Here is a 17,274-nt window from a genome sequence, read left to right as displayed (position 1 = left end):
AAAGAAGAATTATCAAATTATCATTCGAAACTGCTAAAATCAGCACTTCGAAAACCCATAAAGTCTACTTAGTACATGTTCATTTAATAAACTCAATTAATCCAATTCTATAAAGTAATTCAAAGGGAAAGATTTTGATAAATAATTCCCCTGGTTTTCAACTAGGTAAATGAGTATGAAATCCATACTTAAACAAGGGTTCCACTTTATTTCTGAAGGCAAGATTTACTAAATTCGGCATAACAGCATTTTATGAAGTCATCGATTTTTGGCTTATTAAGTAACTTTAACACGATGAAGGTTTCTATTTTTTCTATTTCCTTATTCTTACTTTTTGTTTTTGCATGTTCTGAAAATAAGGACAAGCCAATCGCAAATACCAATTTTTCCAGAGCCAGTCCTTTGATAACCAAAATCAATGAATTAGCAGATTCTGTTAAACCTTATCAAATAACCCTATCCGATCAACTTCCTCCACAAACCATTCAAATCCCAAAGCAAGCAGGAGATTTCTCAAGCTATCTAAATGATGGTGAAAGAGTCATTTTAGAACCACCAAAGGTGATGCCTTTGCTTGTTTTAAAAGATGAAAACGGTACTGAAATAAAGAATGACAAGGGGGAAAGCTACATCTTGGGAGAAGGAGGAATGGCCCAGTTCACGACATATACTTCTGATGATGGATTGGCGCTGGACGCTGTCAATTCCTCGTTGATGGATAGCAGAGGACATCTTTGGTTTGGTACATCTGGAGGTGGAGTAAGTCATTATGACGGAACTGGCTTTACAAATTACTCCACAGTTCAAGGACTTGCTGCCAATAATTTAAGATCAATCATTGAAGACCAACATGGAAACCTCTGGTTTGGTACTGTTGGTGGTGGAGCCAGCAAATTTGACGGAAGAAGTTTTACCAATTTCATAACTTCGAAAGGCTTGGCTTCTGATGTGGTCTATAGCATTCATGAAAACAAAGACTGTGAAATCTGGATCGGAGGAGGCGGAGGAATCAGTCTTTATGATGGAAAAAGTTTCACCAATTATATAGATGAACAAGGGCTAAGAGCCAATGATGTTTTGGCATTTTAGAGGACTCCAAAAGCATCTTGTGGATAGGTCTGATGGAGGTGGAATCAGCCGATTTGATAGGGAGACATTTACCAGCTACATACCTGATCAAGGGCTAGCCGGTTATGCCATCCTGAGCATTATAGAAGATCGAAAAGGAAGAATTTGGTTTATCTTTAAGCTATGATATCGTCAAATCTCATAATGGAGATCTCCGGGTAAAAAGTAGTACAGAAGAAGACCAGGGAACAGCTTTTACTATTTATCTTCCAGAATAATGAAATGATATTATGAATTTTAAGTCTATAAACAGCAATTATTAACCCTAAACTAAAGACGTGCTTTCAGTAACTATTATATCAATTATTCTCCTTTATTTCTTAAAAAGACCATTTGCATCAATTACGGTCTCTGAGGAATGGAAGCGACTATTTAATTATGGGCTTTGGGCGGCAGTAGGGTTGATTATTTTGGAGTGGATTCCATTGCCAGGTTTCTTGGATATTTTGGTGTATTTAGCCAAATACCTACTGGTCGGAGCGATTGTTTTTGTCACTCTGACTTTTCCCGATTTGGAGCATAAAAAAGGGCTAATTTATGCCTGGCTCCCGATTATTGGTATTTCTATAATCACCGATATTTTCTCCAACCTTACCCCAGACTTCTATAATAATTGGGAATCCTATTTCGAGACTGCAGAAGCATTTGCTTTCCTATGGGCTATTGCCATGTGGATAATTAATGCCAAGCAGAAGAAAAATCTGGAAAGAGAGAGAATCAAATCTCTCCAGAAGGAAAAAGAACTGGAAATTACGGAGGAACTTAAAAAGCAACTGGAAAAGCAAGTTGCTGCAAGAACCGCTGAATTACTTGCGCAGAAAAATGAGTTGGAGACTACTCTGAAGGAATTAAAATCTACTCAAACGCAACTGATCCATGCAGAGAAAATGGCCTCTCTTGGGGAGCTTACAGCCGGTATCGCGCATGAAATCCAAAACCCTCTGAATTTTGTCAATAACTTTTCTGAACTGAGCAATGAACTTCTGGAGGAGATGAAGGAAGAAATTGAAGCCGGTAATTACGACATCGCTAAAGAGATAGTAGGGGACATTTCAGATAACTTAAAGAAAATTAACCACCATGGAAACAGGGCTGATTCCATAGTGAAAGGAATGCTCCAGCACAGTAGGATCAATTCCGGAGAGAAAGTTCTGACGGACATTAACGCGCTGGCAGATGAATTTATGAGACTTTCCTACCACGGACTTCGCGCAAAAGACAAGAGTTTCAATGCCGATTTCAAATTGGAACTTGATCCTGAACTGCCTGAAGTAGAGGTGGTTGCTCAAGACTTTGGTAGATTAATATTAAATCTTGTGAATAATGCCTTCTATGCTGTTCATGAGAAGAAACTGAAATTAGATAAAGAAGTCGAGGGAGAATCTGATTTTCATCCATTGGTAAAAATTACCTCCACTAATCTGGGGGACAAAATCCAAATGAAGGTAGAGGATAATGGTGAAGGTATTCCCGATTCAATTATTGAAAAAATATTTCAGCCCTTTTTCACTACCAAACCAACAGGAGCAGGAACCGGTCTTGGTTTGAGCCTGAGTTATGACATTGTCAAAGCCCATGGCGGAGAATTTACAGTGGAGTCAAAGGAGGGAGAAGGCACAGTGTTTAAAATTGTATTACCATTGAAAGAAGCCAAATAAACTTCTTTCTCAATTATATCAGTCCATCATTATTTCAACTTAAGTCAAAAATTATGAATATTTTAATTGTAGATGATGAAACAGACGTAGAAATACTTTTTCGTCAAAAATTTAGGAAAGAGATCAAAAGTGGAATGATGACACTTTCATTTGCTTTTTCTGGGCAAGAAGCTTTGGATTTTTTAGGTCAGGACAATCCTCCACTAGTGGTATATGTATTTTCGGATATCAATATGCCTGGAATGACAGGACTGGAACTTTTGAAAAAGATCAAAGAACGATATCCTCAAATCAATGTCAGCATGATCTCAGCATACGGTGATAGTGAGAACTATGAAAAAGCAATTGATTCAGGAGCAAAAGAATTTTTTACAAAACCGATAGATTTTGATTTCTTGAAGAATGAAATACAGGATTTGATGGCAAAACATAAATCAATTAAGCAATGATCAGAATATTAGTGGTCGATGATGAGGCTGATCTAGAAGTACTAATCAGGCAGAAATTCAGGAAGAAAATCCGTTCTGAAGAATACGAATTTTATTTTGCCTTGAATGGGAAGAAAGCCTTGGAACTCATGGAGGAATCTAAAAACATAGATATGATCCTGAGTGATATCAATATGCCTGAAATGGATGGATTGACACTTCTCTCTAAAGTAAAAGAGCAGAATTCTTTGTTGAAAACAGTGATAATTTCAGCCTATGGAGACATGGAAAATATCCGAACAGCCATGAATCTGGGAGCATTCGATTTTATCACCAAGCCTGTGGATTTTCAGGATCTGGAGATTACCATCGAAAAGACCATTACCTATATCAACCAGATAAAAGCGACCATCCAGGCCATGAAGGAAAATAACATCCTGAGAATGTATGTGGATGAAACCGTCCTCAACTTCATGGGAGGGAGAGAAATCGAAAGTGGATTGATAGAAAACGAAACCCTGGAAGCTGCGGTGGCATTTATCGATTTATGTGGCTTTACTGCCATCAGTGAAAACGAAGAGCCAAATGTCGTAGTGGGTCAGCTAAACGATTATTTCGATATGATGGTCAGGGAAATCATCGCAGAGCAAGGCATCATTGATAAGTTTATCGGTGATGCAGTGATGGCTGTTTTTAAAGGAGAAGATTATGAGAAAAGAGCGCTTCGGGCCAGCATTGCTATCCGGGATAAAATGAATGCCATGCCGGTTTTTTCCGAAAAATCCGGATTCAAACCTAAAGTTTCTATCGGTATCAACAAAGGCGAAATGGTATCCGGTAATATCGGTTCTATTTCTTTGAAACGATTGGACTACACCGTCATCGGGGATACTGTCAATGTCGCCTCCCGATTACAGTCTAAAGCAAACCCTGGACAGATCCTGATTTTGGAACAATACCATGAACAAATAGAACCTGATTTCCAAACCGAAAAAATCGGAGAAATGATCCTCAAGAACAAGGCGAAACCTGTAACTGTTTATGAGGTACAATCTTTAAAACCTGATTGATATTGGGACTGTGAAAATCTGAAATTCAATTTGACTTAAATGTCCGAAAACGGCCTATTTTTAAAAATAGGCCTTATTTTATTAAAATTTCGAAGAATTAAACGTAGATTATTTACCCAAAAATCACTTTATGAAAAAATTTACCCAACCTGCCATTTTGGTTGCTTTGGGTGCCACTGTAAGCTTTGCTTCGATGGTACCAGACAGACCAAAAATGCTATTTCCCTTGGAACAGCAGTCAACGATCCAGTCTGATAGTTCCAAAAAAGATTCGATCATCACCCCAAAATTCAAGGATTTACCGCTAAAAGCAGAAAGAGAAATCAAGTTCAATACAAAACAAGGAACTTGGATGAGTGTGGATGTCAGCCCGGATGGCAAAACCCTTGCATTTGATCTACTGGGAGATATTTATACCATCCCGATGGAAGGAGGAAAAGCAACGCCTGTAACCACAGGAATGGCTTATGAAACCCATCCCCGATTTTCTCCGGATGGAGAGAAAATTCTCTTTACCTCTGACAGAGCTGGGAGTGATAACCTTTGGTACATCGATTTGGTAAAAAAAGACACAGTACAAATCACCAAAGATAAAAACGGCGATGTGCCAGGTGCGGACTGGACTCCGGATTCGGAATACATTGTGGTCAGCAAGGGTCGAAGAATCTCCAAGCTTTGGATGTATCACAAAGATGGAGGCGGCGGAATTCAACTCAACGAAAATCCTAGCAGCATCAAAACCATCGATCCATTTGTAAGTCCAGATGGAAAAAAGGTTTACTTCTCACAAAGATCCGGCGCATGGAATTACAACGCCCTTCTTCCACAATATCAGATTGGAACTTACGATTTTGATAAAGGCGAACTGAATACAATCACCTCACGGTATGGATCTGCATTTACCCCAACGCTCAGCGATGATGGCAAATGGATGGTTTATGGAAGCCGATGGGAAGAAAAGACCGGTCTAGTTCTGAGAAATATGGAAACCGGGGATGAAAAATGGCTTGCCTATCCAGTTCAAAGGGATGAGCAGGAATCCATCGCTCCACAAGGCGTTTTGCCAGCTATGGCTTTCACGCCAGATAGCAAAAATGTGATTGCCTCATATGGAGGAAAAATCTGGAAAATCTCGGTAGATGGTGGATCACCGGCAGAGATTCCTTTCGAAGTAGATGTGAATTTGGCAATGGGTCCTCGCTTGTATTTCAATTATGAAATCAAAGACACCACGGATGCCAGAGTAACCCAAATCCGGGATGCTGTTCCTTCTCCAGATGGAAAAAAACTGGCTTTCACAGCGCTAAACAGACTTTATGTGATGGGTTATCCTGATGGAGAGCCAAAGCGTGTAACCAACAATGACTTTACTGAAGCCATGCCTACCTGGAGTCCAGACGGAACTCAATTGGCTTTTGTGGGATGGAGTGAAACCGAAGGTGGTCAATTATACAAAGCCTCTTTGGGAAGTAGAATTTCTTTGACTCAGCTTACCACTGAAAAGGCACTTTACATGCAACCTGCCTGGAGCCCAACGAATAGAATTGCGGTATTCAAGGCTTCTAATCAGGTGATGAAAGATGCTGAAGGCCCAGGCATTAATGGTTCGGAGGCAGAATTGGTTTGGATTCCTGCTAATGGCGGTCCATTCAGAAAAATCATGGAAGCTGGAAATCATGGCAATGTTCACTTTACCAAGGATACTTCGAGAGTATTTCTAAACGGTCCCGGAGGCACTTTACTAAGTGTCAGATGGGATGGAACAGATGAGAAAGAGTATGCAAAAATCACTGGAATCACTCCTTTTGGGTCAGTTGCTGAATCTCATAATGACCATGGACATACCACCAATCCAGATGAGGCTACCGATATCCGCTATGTGATGGGAATGCCAATGTCTAATGCGGATGCGGTCAATTACTGCATGCTTCCGGAAGGAGCAAGTGCGCAGGAACCACAGATGAGACCAAGCAGTGCAAGCACTATTTTGATGGCTCCAGAAGGCAATTTAGCTTTGGCACAAGTCAACAATAACGTTTATGTAGTTACTATTCCAACTGTAGGAAAGACCCCAAGTATCAATGTGGGAAATCCTGAATCCAGTAATTTCCCTTCCCGCCAACTAACAGAAATCGGTGGAGAATGGCCTGCTTGGGAAGCCAATGGAAAGAAAGTGCATTGGTCTTTGGGAAATGGACATTGGGTCTATGACATAGATCGAGCTGAGTTTGTTGAAGACTCGGTAAAAACTGCCAAAAAAGCTAAAACTTTGGCTGAAGCAGATTCGGTAGCAGCATTAAAAGCATTGGGTCCAGAAGCAGTAAAAGCTGCTGATTCGGTAGCAAAAGCTAAAAAAGAAGCTTTGGCAGAATTACTGAAAAATGACAAAGAAAAAGCGAAAGCGGATAGCATTTACAAAGCGGAATTAAAGGAAAAAGAAAGTTACAAACCAGAAGAAAAACAGGTTTCGGTTTACTACAAAAAAGACATTCCTCAAGGTACTGTCCTTCTGACTAACGCCCGAATCGTAACCATGAAAGGTGACGAGGTGATCGAAAGAGGAGATATTTTGATTGAAAACAACCGGATAATAGCTGTTGGAGCTTCCGGCACCTTGGATTCAGGAAAAGCCAAAGTCATGGATATGTCCGGCAAAACCATCACTCCAGGATTTATCGATACCCATGCGCACATGTGGCCAACTTGGGGATTGCATAAAAATTCAGTTTGGATCTACGCAGCCAATTTGGCTTACGGCGTCACCACAACCAGAGATCCTCAAACTGCTACCACTGATGTCTTGACTTATGGAGATATGGTAGATGCAGGCATGGTGCCAGGTCCGAGAGTATATAGCACCGGTCCTGGTGTGGGTTATTGGATGTACAATCTGAAATCTCTGGATCAAACCAAAAACGTACTGAAGCAATACAGCAAGTATTATAATACCCAGTATATCAAAATGTATTTGGTCGGTAACAGACAGCATAGACAATGGGTGATTATGGCTGCCAAGGAACAGGAGTTGATGCCAACAACAGAAGGTGGATTGGACTTCAAACTTAATATGACCCAGTTGATCGATGGCTATCCAGGGCATGAGCATTCTATTCCGATCCATCCATTGTATCAGGATGTGACCAAAACCATTGCAGAAAGTAAAATGGCGGTAACTCCTACCCTCTTGGTGGCTTATGGCGGTCCTTGGGCAGAGAATTATTACTATACTACCGAAAGCCCTCTTCATGATCCAAAGCTGAATCGTTTCACTCCTTATGAGGAACTGAATGCCAAAGCGAGAAGAAGAGCTGGAGGATTGGGAGGTTGGTTTGCTCCGGAAGACCATGTATTTATGAAGCATGCGGAAGGCATCAAGTCGATTTTTGAACAAGGCGGATTGGCAGCAGTTGGTTCGCATGGACAGCTTCAGGGATTGGGTTACCACTGGGAACTTTGGTCTGTGGCAAGCGGCGGAATGGAAGCCCATGATGCTTTGAAAGTTGCGACGATTTCCGGTGCTGAAGCTTTGGGATTGGATAAAGAACTGGGAAGCATCGAAGTAGGCAAACTGGCCGATTTGGTGATTATGGACAGCAATCCTTTGGAGAATATCCGAAACACCAATACCATTTCCCATGTGGTGAAAAACGGAAGAATCTACGATGGCAACACTTTGGATGAAGTTTATCCAACACCTAGAAAGATGGATGTAACACCGTGGACCAAGGTTGCGCCGGTTCCAAATACCAGTTTGAAGTAATAATTACTTGAATCAAATAGAAATCCCTCAGAGCTGTTGTTCTGGGGGATTTTTTTGTTTAAAACTACATTTCGCCAGACTTCCACCCCATTTATTACAAAAAGGAATGGATTTCCGCTATGTATACTTTTGATTCACAAAAGCTTAAGGCCACAGAAATCTATCCTCATGTACTATCTATTTCCAACAAAAATATTAAAAGCCCGCTTGATGGGATCGACGAAATTCTTAATTTGGTTTCCGGCACACCTACTACCCCTGTGGACAATGCGAATATAGACGCAATAAGATAGTGGGAGTGCTGTAACTACAAGTGTTGTAGGGCATTTGAAAAAACGAAGCATTGAATAAGAAAGTTAAATATGGAATTTTAACGATTGGACTAATGATTCTAGTCGGATTTACACTTAAAGGGAGAATAACTCACGAAAAGTTTGACTCTGATAAGTGGAAAAACTGGACTGAATCTGAAACTGAATGGTCATTAAGATGGGATATGATGAACAGTTTGAGAAATAACTATGAACTGAATGGAATGACAAAGAATCAGATTTTGGAATTATTAGGAGAGCCGGAATCAAAAGCAGAGAATGAATTTGGTTATTATCTAGGCTATTCAAAACGTGGAATTAATACTGGACGACTGACAATTAAATTTGAAAATAACAAGGTAACCGACTTTTCGGTTTGGGACGGATAGAATGAATAGATATTTGACTATAAAGAACATTCAAATAGCAGTGGGAATAATTATTCTCGACTTGGCTATATATTTCGTTCTAGCTCTTTTGCTAATGAATTATGACGATTTTTATGACGAGAGTAAAGGCGAATATTGGAGTTTAGAGAGTATGACCTTTTGGCAAAAAGTGAATTATATCGGATTAAATGTTTGGCAAATTATCAATCTAATTGCGATTGGATACTTAATTTATCGAATCATAAAAGAAATAAAAAAACGCCCTACAACACTGTATAACAAATCATAGCACCCTTCGGGATGCTAAGCTTGTTATACTAAACGTTGGCAGCAACTTAAAATGAAACGACTGATTCTCTTCATATTCACGATTCAACTCATGGGATGTTCTACCCAACCAAATGAGACGAACAGGGAAACCGAAAACGCTGACCCATTTACTCAAGATTCTGTTAAACAAGACGACTCTGGACAGGTAGAAGAATCTTCGAAAACGGAAGAAGAAAATTGGAACGCGTACTACAGATCAATGGACATCAACAACTATGTTGTAACCGAATCAAATGGACACACCCCGACTGTCATTGAGCAGGACGCTATTGTGTTCGTGAGTCCTGACAGCCTTGAAGTGCAAGAAATGATTAAAGAATTAGGTGATGACTTTTACACCGTTGCAGACGACAACAACTATTACAAGTATGAGGCAGATCAATTTATGACTCAGAACGGTGTTAAATCGGTTTACCCTAAGACTCGTTATTTGAAGTTTATACAGGCTGACTCAAAGACATTACTGATTGACACAAAATCTTCTGCTTCAAGAGGCTGGACAACAATACTGTTTCAACCAGATAGTTTACCCAAGGTCATTAACCCGGTAGACATAAGGGAAGAATTTGAAAAATATTTCAATAGAAAAGCTGCTGCCAACAATCGCTAAGAAAACATGCTCGGTGAACAGTAAAAATTCAAGATTTATCTTTCAAACGAAAATTCTTCTCGCGAAGACATTTACGGTTCGAAAGCCGCACGTTTCTTAGCGGGGCCGTTGGCATCAATTTGAAATGAAAAAAATAATCGGCAATTATATTTTGATCTCGTTGATTAAGGGAATTCTACTCTTTGGTATAATTCTGCTCGGTGACTACTTTGAAACGACTCCTATCCTTCTAAGATTCATATTATATTTTATAATTATAGGACTTCTCGACTGGCAAATATTGAATCGCATTAAGGATGAAATCACAACATATAGGTTTATCAAATCCCTAGCATTTAGTTTTTTAACATTCGTGACAATTCTCTGGATTACTGGACCACTTTTTCTACTATACAACCATCTTACTGACACTCAAATTGAAGGAGAACCTCAAATGCCAACTTCGGCACTCTTGATTTTTTTAGCTTTTGGACTGATATCAAGCCTTATCGTTTCAATAACTTGGACGAAAAAGATTAAAAAAACTGATGCCAATCGAGTAGCCAGCCCCGCTATCAAACACCAGCAGGGAGAGGCTCTCACACCACCGTACGTACGGGTCTTCCCGATAAATCGGGACAGGCTGTATACGGCGGTTCATCAAGCATAGAATAGTTGCTCTTTACACCAGCTATTCCTTTCCATTACTTTTAAGATAAGGCTACACAAAGGCTCCTTATCGAATTTTCATTTCACAAGATGTTCAGTCCTTCACTACTTCTGTGAGACCTCCATAGTTCTTATGGCTCGTTCCTCGTAGCTACTATGACCTCGGCTGACTTCTCTTGGACGTTCCAGACGTCTATCCCTTCCCTGCATCCTGGCCCTTCGCTAAATTCTTCCACAGGAAGAATTCTTGACGCTCAGTCCTCTCGGTAAGGTGAATATCCTTGTGCCTATCGCTGCCACATCTACTATTTTGGTACTTCCTCCCTTTCGGAAAGTTGGGACTTCGGCAGCATGTGTTACCTCATCCGACCTCATAGCCTCCGTATGTGGTTCATGTTCTTCAGTACAGACACCGCAGTCTGGCTTACCTGCCCTCCGGGAGGCGGGCTTCACTGCATGCCTCACGGCAAACCAGCTTGCCATTTGCTTGGCTTCGGGTAACAGCCTGTCCCGATTCTTATCGGGAACTCCCGCGCTTAAGGGATACCGATAGTTATCGGCACAGGCATTTCACCCGTTGGAACGACCATCTTTTTGGTCTATATTCACCATTCAAGGCACACACAACACATATAGCTTATGGCGGGTGAGCGGCTGCCAGCAAGGTTTTCGCTCCGTAGCCAGTTTTGGTTTTTGCCGACAGGAAAGCGCTTCGAAACCGCCACAAGCCATATGCAAAATGTTGTAGCCAATAAGAGAATGAAATATCCAGACGAAGTAGATTTTATGTCATTTTTTGAATGCGAACCAATGTCCTTGGATTCGGATGATGTCCCATTTTTCTATAATGAATCTACCTATCATTATATTAATGCAAAAAATCAATCATTTACTGTCAAAATTTGTCCTTCGTATGGAGAATTAAAGTTTTTTGTCAAAAGTGATTCTCTAGAATTGTCAAATATCCAATTAAATAGTGTTTCAACACTATCTATCTTAAGTGATAGAAAAGAAGAAAAAAGGCTAATGATTACTTCTGAAAACTATATCATAAAGATCACCCTGAAACCCGAACTTCAGATTGAATTAATTGAAGAAAAAGATGTCTAATAAAATTTCAGAAGTTACAAGAAGAAACATCTTTGACTTTATTCAAGTCGAAGGTTTTTGGTGGTCTGGCAGACTTGATGAACCTGATTTTCTATCAAGAGTATTCAACTTGGACGATATGCCATCATTGGATAGTCGATTTGATAATGCCGCAGGAGATATTTGGCAACACAGAATAAACAATCCCTATGACTGGCCCGATAACTGGATATTTAATGATGAAAGATTTAATCTGCTAAAATGCGATGACTCGACTTTCTTAAACTTTTTATGCGAAATGGTTCACCCTTTGGTGAGACCTGATACTTCTGAAGCCATAAAAATGGTTCAGCTTTTTAACGACAATTTAAAGACTGATAATTTCGAAATAATTGAAAAAACTAAAATATCAGATAAACCTATTTTTGTTGGCCATCTGAAATTGACTGGAAAAGATTCAATTGAGAAAAAAGGAGTTGATATAAAGAAAATTCTGGACGCCGAATATGTTACCCAACAAATAAACCTAATGGAATCTTCTATTGAAGCTGCTCCACACGTCTCTATAGGTCTTTCAAAAGAGCTCATAGAAACCTGCTGCAAATCAATATTTGAAGGAAGCAAAGAAAAATATAATAAGGATTGGGATTAGGGAAGATTAATGAAAGAAACTACTAAATTATTGAAATTGACACCAAATGACATACCCAATGAGACCAAAGCAGCCAGTTCAATTAAGCAAATTCTAGGAAGCCTATCTGCAGTGGTTCAAGGAATCGCAGAGGTAAGAAACGAGTACGGAAGTGGTCATGGTAAAGACGGGAATTTTAGAGGGTTACAACCTAGACATGCAAAACTAGCTGTTGGAGCAGCATCAACTCTGGCGGTTTATCTATTAGAAACATATGAACTCAAGAAATGAAAACTGGCTACAACACCATGTATGAAATTATAGCCGCACAAGGCAAACACACAAACCAAAGCTACAGATTCATACATCAAACGTTGTACACCATCCAGGAAAGCTGATTTATGAGACTTAAAAATATTTTCTTTTTTATAATATTTATAGGTGTAAGCGAACGTGTTATTGCATGTACTTGCTTTCCACTTGATAGCTTATCAGCAAAACAAATGATTAATGAGGTTGATTTTGTGGTAATAGGTCATGCTATCAAAAATATCGGGTTTAACTCCGAAGTGAACGAAATGTGGGATCAACGTAACCAAGGATATGATGTCCTAATTGAAATCGATTCTATCATTAAAGGGAATCTAAATTCAAAAACCATTTTTGTAAGACAATTCGGTGGAAATTGTGACCAAATATTCAAGTTTGGTGAGCAGTATCTAATTGTTGGGAATCAGCTTGATAAATTTGAATTAAGAACTCCTAAAAGGAGGAAAAATAAAAAAGGAGAAATTCCGCTAAATGATATGCCTCCTCCACCTCCTTCAGTTTATTCTAATACCGCAATTTTCTATGATAGCAGTCAGGAAGAGGTGAGTTATTGGAACGAAATAGCAAACGAACAAATAATAGTTAACACTTCAATATGCTCTTCATTTTATGTGACCAGCAAGATTGCTAGCTACTTTTTGAATAACTAAAAGACAGAGTACAACATTCGCTGATCAGTCATGGAGTTTTAGTTGTTTGGAAAGACCAGAGTGAAAAGAAAGATCAGTGTAATATTTAACTTTAGAAGATATAAATCTCCACGCCTGATAGCGTGTTGTTATATGCCATTTTATGACTGATAAAGAAACAGCATCACAACTAACAAGAGCTTTACTAAAGAGACAAATTTCCTTTGACAAATTCGTTGAGGAATTTCCGGAGGATGAAAATGACAAAGATATCTTTGACCTTTTTGACTTAATAGAGCATGAGCCGGGAAAGACTGGAATTTTCGGTGTCAGTGTTTCTAGACATAAAAATCACATGGACTTTGTTTATGACTTAATTTATAAACTCGATCCAGTTCCTGACTTAATAGGGGGTGCAAAGACTTTATTTTATACGGACATTGATAGTAGACATGAAAAGACAGACAAGACCAAACATTTTATTGGAGGTCAACAAGTAAATGATATTTCTTGTCTTGCCATTTGCGAATACGACAATGAATCAGGTTATTATTTGTTTGGATGTGACAGCGACTGGTCTACAATTACTGACACTTTTCACGACAAAATTGAAGACGCAAAAGAGCAAGCTGAATCTGAATATAAAAACACAATAGAAACGTGGCGACAGAAGTAAAAACGGCACACACAGCACCAACCCAAAAGGCGGGGTTTCGTGTTCCAAAGACAGTTTTGTGGTTAATCAAACATTAGTTTTTCAAATCAAGTTTTGTGGTAAAAATCCCGCCCTTCGGGTAGCTGCGAACCGTTAGCCTAAATAAAAAAATGAAATCACTAAGCATCAAAAATTTCATCATAGTAATATTTATACTTTTCCAAACCCCGTTTGCATTTGCACACCCAACAGGAAATATGATTACTATTGGTGAAAGTGTGCTTTGGTCTTATATCAATCCAATCAATGACCCTGACCACCATGCCTGCGTGATGATCTGGACGGAAGGGGCTGAACCAAACGTGTTTTTTCAATCCGAGCATGCCGCAAGTGACTTCATGCTTTATACCAAGCAAAATGAAATCTTCTTGATTGAAAGAAGGTTTTTACAAGCTTCCGATGAGTTTCAAGTTAGAGTTTTAAAATCTACCATTGATAAGGAACCTCAGGTGATTTGGGACTGGTTCAAAGACGATTATAGAATTGGCGAAGGTGGATTTTTTATGCTTTCTGATAATGAAATGGTTTTTGGTAAATACCCTAAAATCTATCGCTTAAAGAAAGGAGAACAGCCAAAAACCTATTTCGAATTTGATCAACCAATTAATAGAATCAGGGCTGTTGAGGAAAACCAAATCCTACTTTTGGGCGAGAATTCTTGCTATTTGGTTAATCAAAATGGCAGCCTCCTGAAACAATGGAATGACCTAACTGACCCCAATGTGGAGGATGCTCCAATGAACAGAAACCAGGTTTTTGATGCGGATTATTCCGAGGGAGAATTACTGCTTTCCTATTGGGGAAGAAGATCCTTTGATTTAATCAAAGCAAATGGGAATCGTCAAATCATTCTTCAACAAAAAGACCCATTGACTCCACATTGGGTAGCCTTTAGAAACAAGGAAAAATTACTATTTTCATCCAAATTGGTTTTTGATGGAAGCACTCCTAAACCTCACCTAACCCTAGTTTCTGAACAAAATAGCCAAAGAGTGATATGGACTACACAGTAAAAAGACGTATATATTTCCTGATCTTTTTATCGCTCCTATCGACTCAATTTGGCTTTGCTCAAACTAACGACAACAAACATTCTGATTCAATCAATACCATATTTTTTAAGATAACTTCCCCCAACAATCATCACGTTTCCTATTTATTTGGAACCCATCACGCATTTGGAAAAGAGTTTTTCGACTCATTATCTATAGCAAATCAGGCCCTTGCATCCAGTGAATTACTGATAAAGGAAAACCTAACTATTCCAGGAGAAACTGCTGAAGATATCATCAACAGTAGAACCGAAATTACACCTTGGAAGAAGTACTTTAGCAAGGAAGAGTTGGCCTTCATCGACAGCCTCTTTGCTAAAAGCCCCACTGATTATCATAAAATGACAGCGCCTGAGATGTATGCTTTTCTAAACCGACATTTCAAACAACAAGTATGTTTAAACAAAAGAGAAAATGACACTTCTCTTTCATTAGATGATTATATCGGATCGTTAGCCATCGAACAAAAGATCGACCTTCTCGGGCTTGAAACGACGGAAAAACAAATCACATTAATCAATCAAGATGTGGAGGGAATGCCTCTAAGAACACATAAGCGAAGGCTCGCAAATATCATTGAAAAAATCAAAACCGATAACCTAAACAACTGTGAAGAAACGAATTGGTATTCTCAAATGGAGATTGATTACCAATTGAATACACCATGTAGAAATGCACTCGTATTGACGGATAAAAAAAACAGTTGGATGAAAGAAATTACCGACTCAATAGAAAAGAAGGATTGCTTTATTGCAGTTGGTTTAAGTCATTTAATGTATGAATGTGGGCTGATAAACCAATTGACAGCACTTGGCTATTCAATTACACCGATAGATCCTAAATAAAATCAAGTGCCAAAATGGGTTTCCAAGAATCATCAATAATTTCATTTTCTGATATTTTTTTCATTGCTTATCCTGCTTCCTTCTATTGAAAATTCCGTTTTTGCATTTTTGAGAATATCGAAATATGAAATATACCGCACTCCTTGCCTTATTACTATTGGCTTGTTCCCCCTTGGTAGGACAAACTCTACCTGATATCATCTCTGAATCAGATTTATCCATCGGATAAACCATCCGGATTAAATCAGATCAATTGAATGAAACCCGGGAATTAAATATCTATTTGCCGGCAAATTATTCAGAAGACCTCACCAAAAAATATCCAGTAATTTATCTCTTGGATGGTTCACTAGATGAGGATTTTATACACATTTCTGGAATCGTTCAGTTTGGTTCTTTTTCCTGGATTAATATGATTCCCGAATCCATTGTAGTGGGAATCGGAAACGTGGACCGAAAAAGAGATTTCACTTACCCATCCCAAAATGAACTTGACCAAAAGGAATTCCCGACCTCTGGAAAATCAGAAGTTTTCATCAACTTTTTAAAAGAAGAATTACAGCCATTTATTGATTCCAAATTTAGAACCACTCAAACCAAAACTATTATAGGTCAATCCTTGGGAGGATTATTAGCAACAGAAATACTTTTTAAAGAACCAGCACTTTTTGACAACTACATCATCGTGAGCCCCAGTCTTTGGTGGGACGATGAGAGATTGTTAGATCAAATCCCAACTACTTTCGACTCTCATAAGTCAATTTATATTGCCGGAGGGAAGGAAGGAGAAGTAATGGAACGAACCGCAAAAGAGTTGTATGATTTATTGAAAAAGAATAATGGTTCGAACACAAAATTGTTCTACGAGTTTTTAGAAGACAAAACCCATGGTGACGCCTTACACATGGCTGTTTACCATGCTTTTGAGAAAATATTTGAAAAAGAAAAAGAATAAAAACTGATAGCTTTAAACCTGATTACCTATTCAACAAAACCAACCAAAAAGAAACTTTAGAGAAAACCTTCTTTTCAAAAGTCCGAGTTGAAAATCCATCAAGTTGGAATGGGTAAATCATCTTGGTTTTTATTAAGATTTAGATTGTGCTACGGATGGTCAATGAACCCTAAATAATTGATCATCACAGTTTTTTATGTATTTTAAAATATAAATCATCCAGCTTATGGCTTCTTATACTTTAGATATCAACAATAAAAAACACCAAGTGGAAGTGGCGGAAGGAACCTCGCTTCTCTGGGTGATCCGAGAGCATCTTGGATTGACCGGAACTAAATATGGCTGCGGAATAGCACAATGCGGAGCTTGTACTATTCACGTCGATGGTGAACCAATGAAAGCCTGTGTACTTCCTGTCAATAACTTTAGCAATGGAGAAAAAATAACAACCATCGAAGGCCTATCCGAAAATGGCGACCATCCGGTTCAAAAAGCATGGATAGAAGCTCAAGCTCCCCAATGCGGCTATTGTCATTCAGGACAAATCATGCAAGCTGTCAACTTGTTAGAGAAAAATCCCAATCCCAGCAGAGAGGAAATCAAAGAACACATGAACGGCAATATATGCCGCTGTGGGACTTACCTAAGAATAATCAAAGCCGTAGAACTAGCTGCCCAAAACAAATAATCTGAACC

Annotated in this window: 18 protein-coding genes; 17 read left to right on the top strand and 1 reads right to left on the bottom strand. The window is 39.0% G+C overall.

Going from position 1 to position 17,274, the window contains the following annotated elements:
- Positions 1 to 252: 252 nt before the first annotated feature.
- The 8 genes from FHS59_RS11340 (at position 253) to FHS59_RS11305 (ending at position 9,684) form a co-directional block, all read left to right on the top strand.
- The gene (locus FHS59_RS11340) at positions 253 to 1,089 is read left to right on the top strand and encodes a two-component regulator propeller domain-containing protein (RefSeq protein WP_184495256.1); all 837 of its coding nucleotides are present in this window, start codon (positions 253 to 255) and stop codon (positions 1,087 to 1,089) included.
- Positions 1,090 to 1,217: 128 nt separating this feature from the next.
- Complete coding sequence (locus FHS59_RS23610; protein WP_394353572.1) at positions 1,218 to 1,346, top strand: ATP-binding protein; 129 nt, start codon at positions 1,218 to 1,220, stop codon at positions 1,344 to 1,346.
- A gap of 60 nt (positions 1,347 to 1,406) precedes the next feature.
- Positions 1,407 to 2,786, top strand: coding sequence for a sensor histidine kinase (locus tag FHS59_RS23535; RefSeq protein WP_184495254.1), 1,380 nt, complete (start codon positions 1,407 to 1,409; stop codon positions 2,784 to 2,786).
- 53 nt (positions 2,787 to 2,839) lie between these two features.
- Positions 2,840 to 3,235 carry a response regulator gene (locus FHS59_RS11325; RefSeq protein ID WP_184495253.1) on the top strand — a complete coding sequence of 132 codons (396 nt, stop codon included), beginning with the start codon at positions 2,840 to 2,842 and terminating at the stop codon, positions 3,233 to 3,235.
- A complete protein-coding gene (locus FHS59_RS11320; RefSeq protein WP_184495252.1) occupies positions 3,232 to 4,284 on the top strand; it encodes a response regulator in 1,053 nt (350 codons plus the stop codon). The genes FHS59_RS11325 and FHS59_RS11320 overlap by 4 nt, the downstream gene beginning before the upstream one ends.
- Positions 4,285 to 4,414: 130 nt before the next feature.
- On the top strand, positions 4,415 to 8,044 hold the full coding sequence (locus FHS59_RS11315) for an amidohydrolase family protein (protein WP_184495251.1): 3,630 nt from the start codon (positions 4,415 to 4,417) through the stop codon (positions 8,042 to 8,044).
- Between the two features lie 385 nt (positions 8,045 to 8,429).
- Complete coding sequence (gene bamE / locus FHS59_RS11310) at positions 8,430 to 8,744, top strand: outer membrane protein assembly factor BamE domain-containing protein (protein WP_184495250.1); 315 nt, start codon at positions 8,430 to 8,432, stop codon at positions 8,742 to 8,744.
- Positions 8,745 to 9,084: 340 nt separating this feature from the next.
- The gene (locus tag FHS59_RS11305; protein WP_184495249.1) at positions 9,085 to 9,684 is read left to right on the top strand and encodes a hypothetical protein; all 600 of its coding nucleotides are present in this window, start codon (positions 9,085 to 9,087) and stop codon (positions 9,682 to 9,684) included.
- Between the two features lie 870 nt (positions 9,685 to 10,554).
- Here FHS59_RS11305 and FHS59_RS11300 read toward each other — a convergent pair.
- The gene (locus tag FHS59_RS11300; protein WP_184495248.1) at positions 10,555 to 10,815 is read right to left on the bottom strand and encodes a hypothetical protein; all 261 of its coding nucleotides are present in this window, start codon (positions 10,813 to 10,815) and stop codon (positions 10,555 to 10,557) included.
- A 156-nt stretch (positions 10,816 to 10,971) separates the two neighbouring features.
- Between FHS59_RS11300 and FHS59_RS11295 the strand changes: the two genes are divergently transcribed.
- From FHS59_RS11295 to FHS59_RS11260, 9 genes are all read left to right on the top strand, one after another.
- Entirely contained in the window at positions 10,972 to 11,442 is a 471-nt protein-coding gene (locus FHS59_RS11295; protein ID WP_184495247.1) for a hypothetical protein, read from the top strand.
- Positions 11,435 to 12,073 (top strand): AbiJ-related protein, encoded by a 639-nt coding sequence (locus FHS59_RS11290; RefSeq protein ID WP_221444492.1) that lies wholly within the window; start codon positions 11,435 to 11,437, stop codon positions 12,071 to 12,073. Before FHS59_RS11295 ends, FHS59_RS11290 begins: the two co-directional genes overlap by 8 nt.
- A gap of 9 nt (positions 12,074 to 12,082) precedes the next feature.
- Positions 12,083 to 12,343 (top strand): abortive infection family protein, encoded by a 261-nt coding sequence (locus FHS59_RS23155; RefSeq protein WP_221444491.1) that lies wholly within the window; start codon positions 12,083 to 12,085, stop codon positions 12,341 to 12,343.
- Between the two features lie 110 nt (positions 12,344 to 12,453).
- A complete protein-coding gene (locus FHS59_RS11285) occupies positions 12,454 to 13,032 on the top strand; it encodes a hypothetical protein (RefSeq protein WP_184495246.1) in 579 nt (192 codons plus the stop codon).
- Positions 13,033 to 13,174: 142 nt separating this feature from the next.
- A complete protein-coding gene (locus tag FHS59_RS11280; RefSeq protein WP_184495245.1) occupies positions 13,175 to 13,687 on the top strand; it encodes a hypothetical protein in 513 nt (170 codons plus the stop codon).
- Positions 13,688 to 13,836: 149 nt separating this feature from the next.
- On the top strand, positions 13,837 to 14,739 hold the full coding sequence (locus FHS59_RS11275; protein ID WP_184495244.1) for a hypothetical protein: 903 nt from the start codon (positions 13,837 to 13,839) through the stop codon (positions 14,737 to 14,739).
- Positions 14,724 to 15,623: a TraB/GumN family protein gene (locus FHS59_RS11270; protein WP_184495243.1), complete on the top strand. Its 900-nt coding sequence runs from the start codon at positions 14,724 to 14,726 to the stop codon at positions 15,621 to 15,623. The genes FHS59_RS11275 and FHS59_RS11270 overlap by 16 nt, the downstream gene beginning before the upstream one ends.
- A gap of 253 nt (positions 15,624 to 15,876) precedes the next feature.
- Positions 15,877 to 16,578, top strand: a complete 702-nt coding sequence (locus FHS59_RS11265; RefSeq protein ID WP_221444490.1) for an alpha/beta hydrolase — start codon at positions 15,877 to 15,879, stop codon at positions 16,576 to 16,578.
- Positions 16,579 to 16,804: 226 nt separating this feature from the next.
- Positions 16,805 to 17,266: a (2Fe-2S)-binding protein gene (locus FHS59_RS11260; protein WP_184495242.1), complete on the top strand. Its 462-nt coding sequence runs from the start codon at positions 16,805 to 16,807 to the stop codon at positions 17,264 to 17,266.
- Positions 17,267 to 17,274: the final 8 nt, after the last annotated feature.

It is taken from the genome of Algoriphagus iocasae (assembly GCF_014206875.1).
GTDB classification, from domain to species: Bacteria; Bacteroidota; Bacteroidia; order Cytophagales; family Cyclobacteriaceae; genus Algoriphagus; species Algoriphagus iocasae.
This window is presented reverse-complemented; position numbering and strand designations above follow the sequence as displayed.

Excerpts from the sequence above, each read along its gene's own strand:
- FHS59_RS11340 (WP_184495256.1), top strand. The coding sequence starts at position 253 with ATGAAGTCATCGATTTTTGGCTTATTAAGTAACTTTAACACGATGAAG.
- FHS59_RS11325 (WP_184495253.1), top strand. The coding sequence starts at position 2,840 with ATGAATATTTTAATTGTAGATGATGAAACAGACGTAGAAATACTTTTT.
- FHS59_RS11320 (WP_184495252.1), top strand. The coding sequence starts at position 3,232 with ATGATCAGAATATTAGTGGTCGATGATGAGGCTGATCTAGAAGTACTA.
- FHS59_RS11315 (WP_184495251.1), top strand. The coding sequence starts at position 4,415 with ATGAAAAAATTTACCCAACCTGCCATTTTGGTTGCTTTGGGTGCCACT.
- bamE (WP_184495250.1), top strand. The coding sequence starts at position 8,430 with ATGATTCTAGTCGGATTTACACTTAAAGGGAGAATAACTCACGAAAAG.
- FHS59_RS11305 (WP_184495249.1), top strand. The coding sequence starts at position 9,085 with ATGAAACGACTGATTCTCTTCATATTCACGATTCAACTCATGGGATGT.
- FHS59_RS11300 (WP_184495248.1), bottom strand. The coding sequence starts at position 10,815 with ATGGCAAGCTGGTTTGCCGTGAGGCATGCAGTGAAGCCCGCCTCCCGG.
- FHS59_RS11295 (WP_184495247.1), top strand. The coding sequence starts at position 10,972 with ATGGCGGGTGAGCGGCTGCCAGCAAGGTTTTCGCTCCGTAGCCAGTTT.
- FHS59_RS11290 (WP_221444492.1), top strand. The coding sequence starts at position 11,435 with ATGTCTAATAAAATTTCAGAAGTTACAAGAAGAAACATCTTTGACTTT.
- FHS59_RS23155 (WP_221444491.1), top strand. The coding sequence starts at position 12,083 with ATGAAAGAAACTACTAAATTATTGAAATTGACACCAAATGACATACCC.
- FHS59_RS11285 (WP_184495246.1), top strand. The coding sequence starts at position 12,454 with ATGAGACTTAAAAATATTTTCTTTTTTATAATATTTATAGGTGTAAGC.
- FHS59_RS11280 (WP_184495245.1), top strand. The coding sequence starts at position 13,175 with ATGACTGATAAAGAAACAGCATCACAACTAACAAGAGCTTTACTAAAG.
- FHS59_RS11275 (WP_184495244.1), top strand. The coding sequence starts at position 13,837 with ATGAAATCACTAAGCATCAAAAATTTCATCATAGTAATATTTATACTT.
- FHS59_RS11270 (WP_184495243.1), top strand. The coding sequence starts at position 14,724 with ATGGACTACACAGTAAAAAGACGTATATATTTCCTGATCTTTTTATCG.
- FHS59_RS11260 (WP_184495242.1), top strand. The coding sequence starts at position 16,805 with ATGGCTTCTTATACTTTAGATATCAACAATAAAAAACACCAAGTGGAA.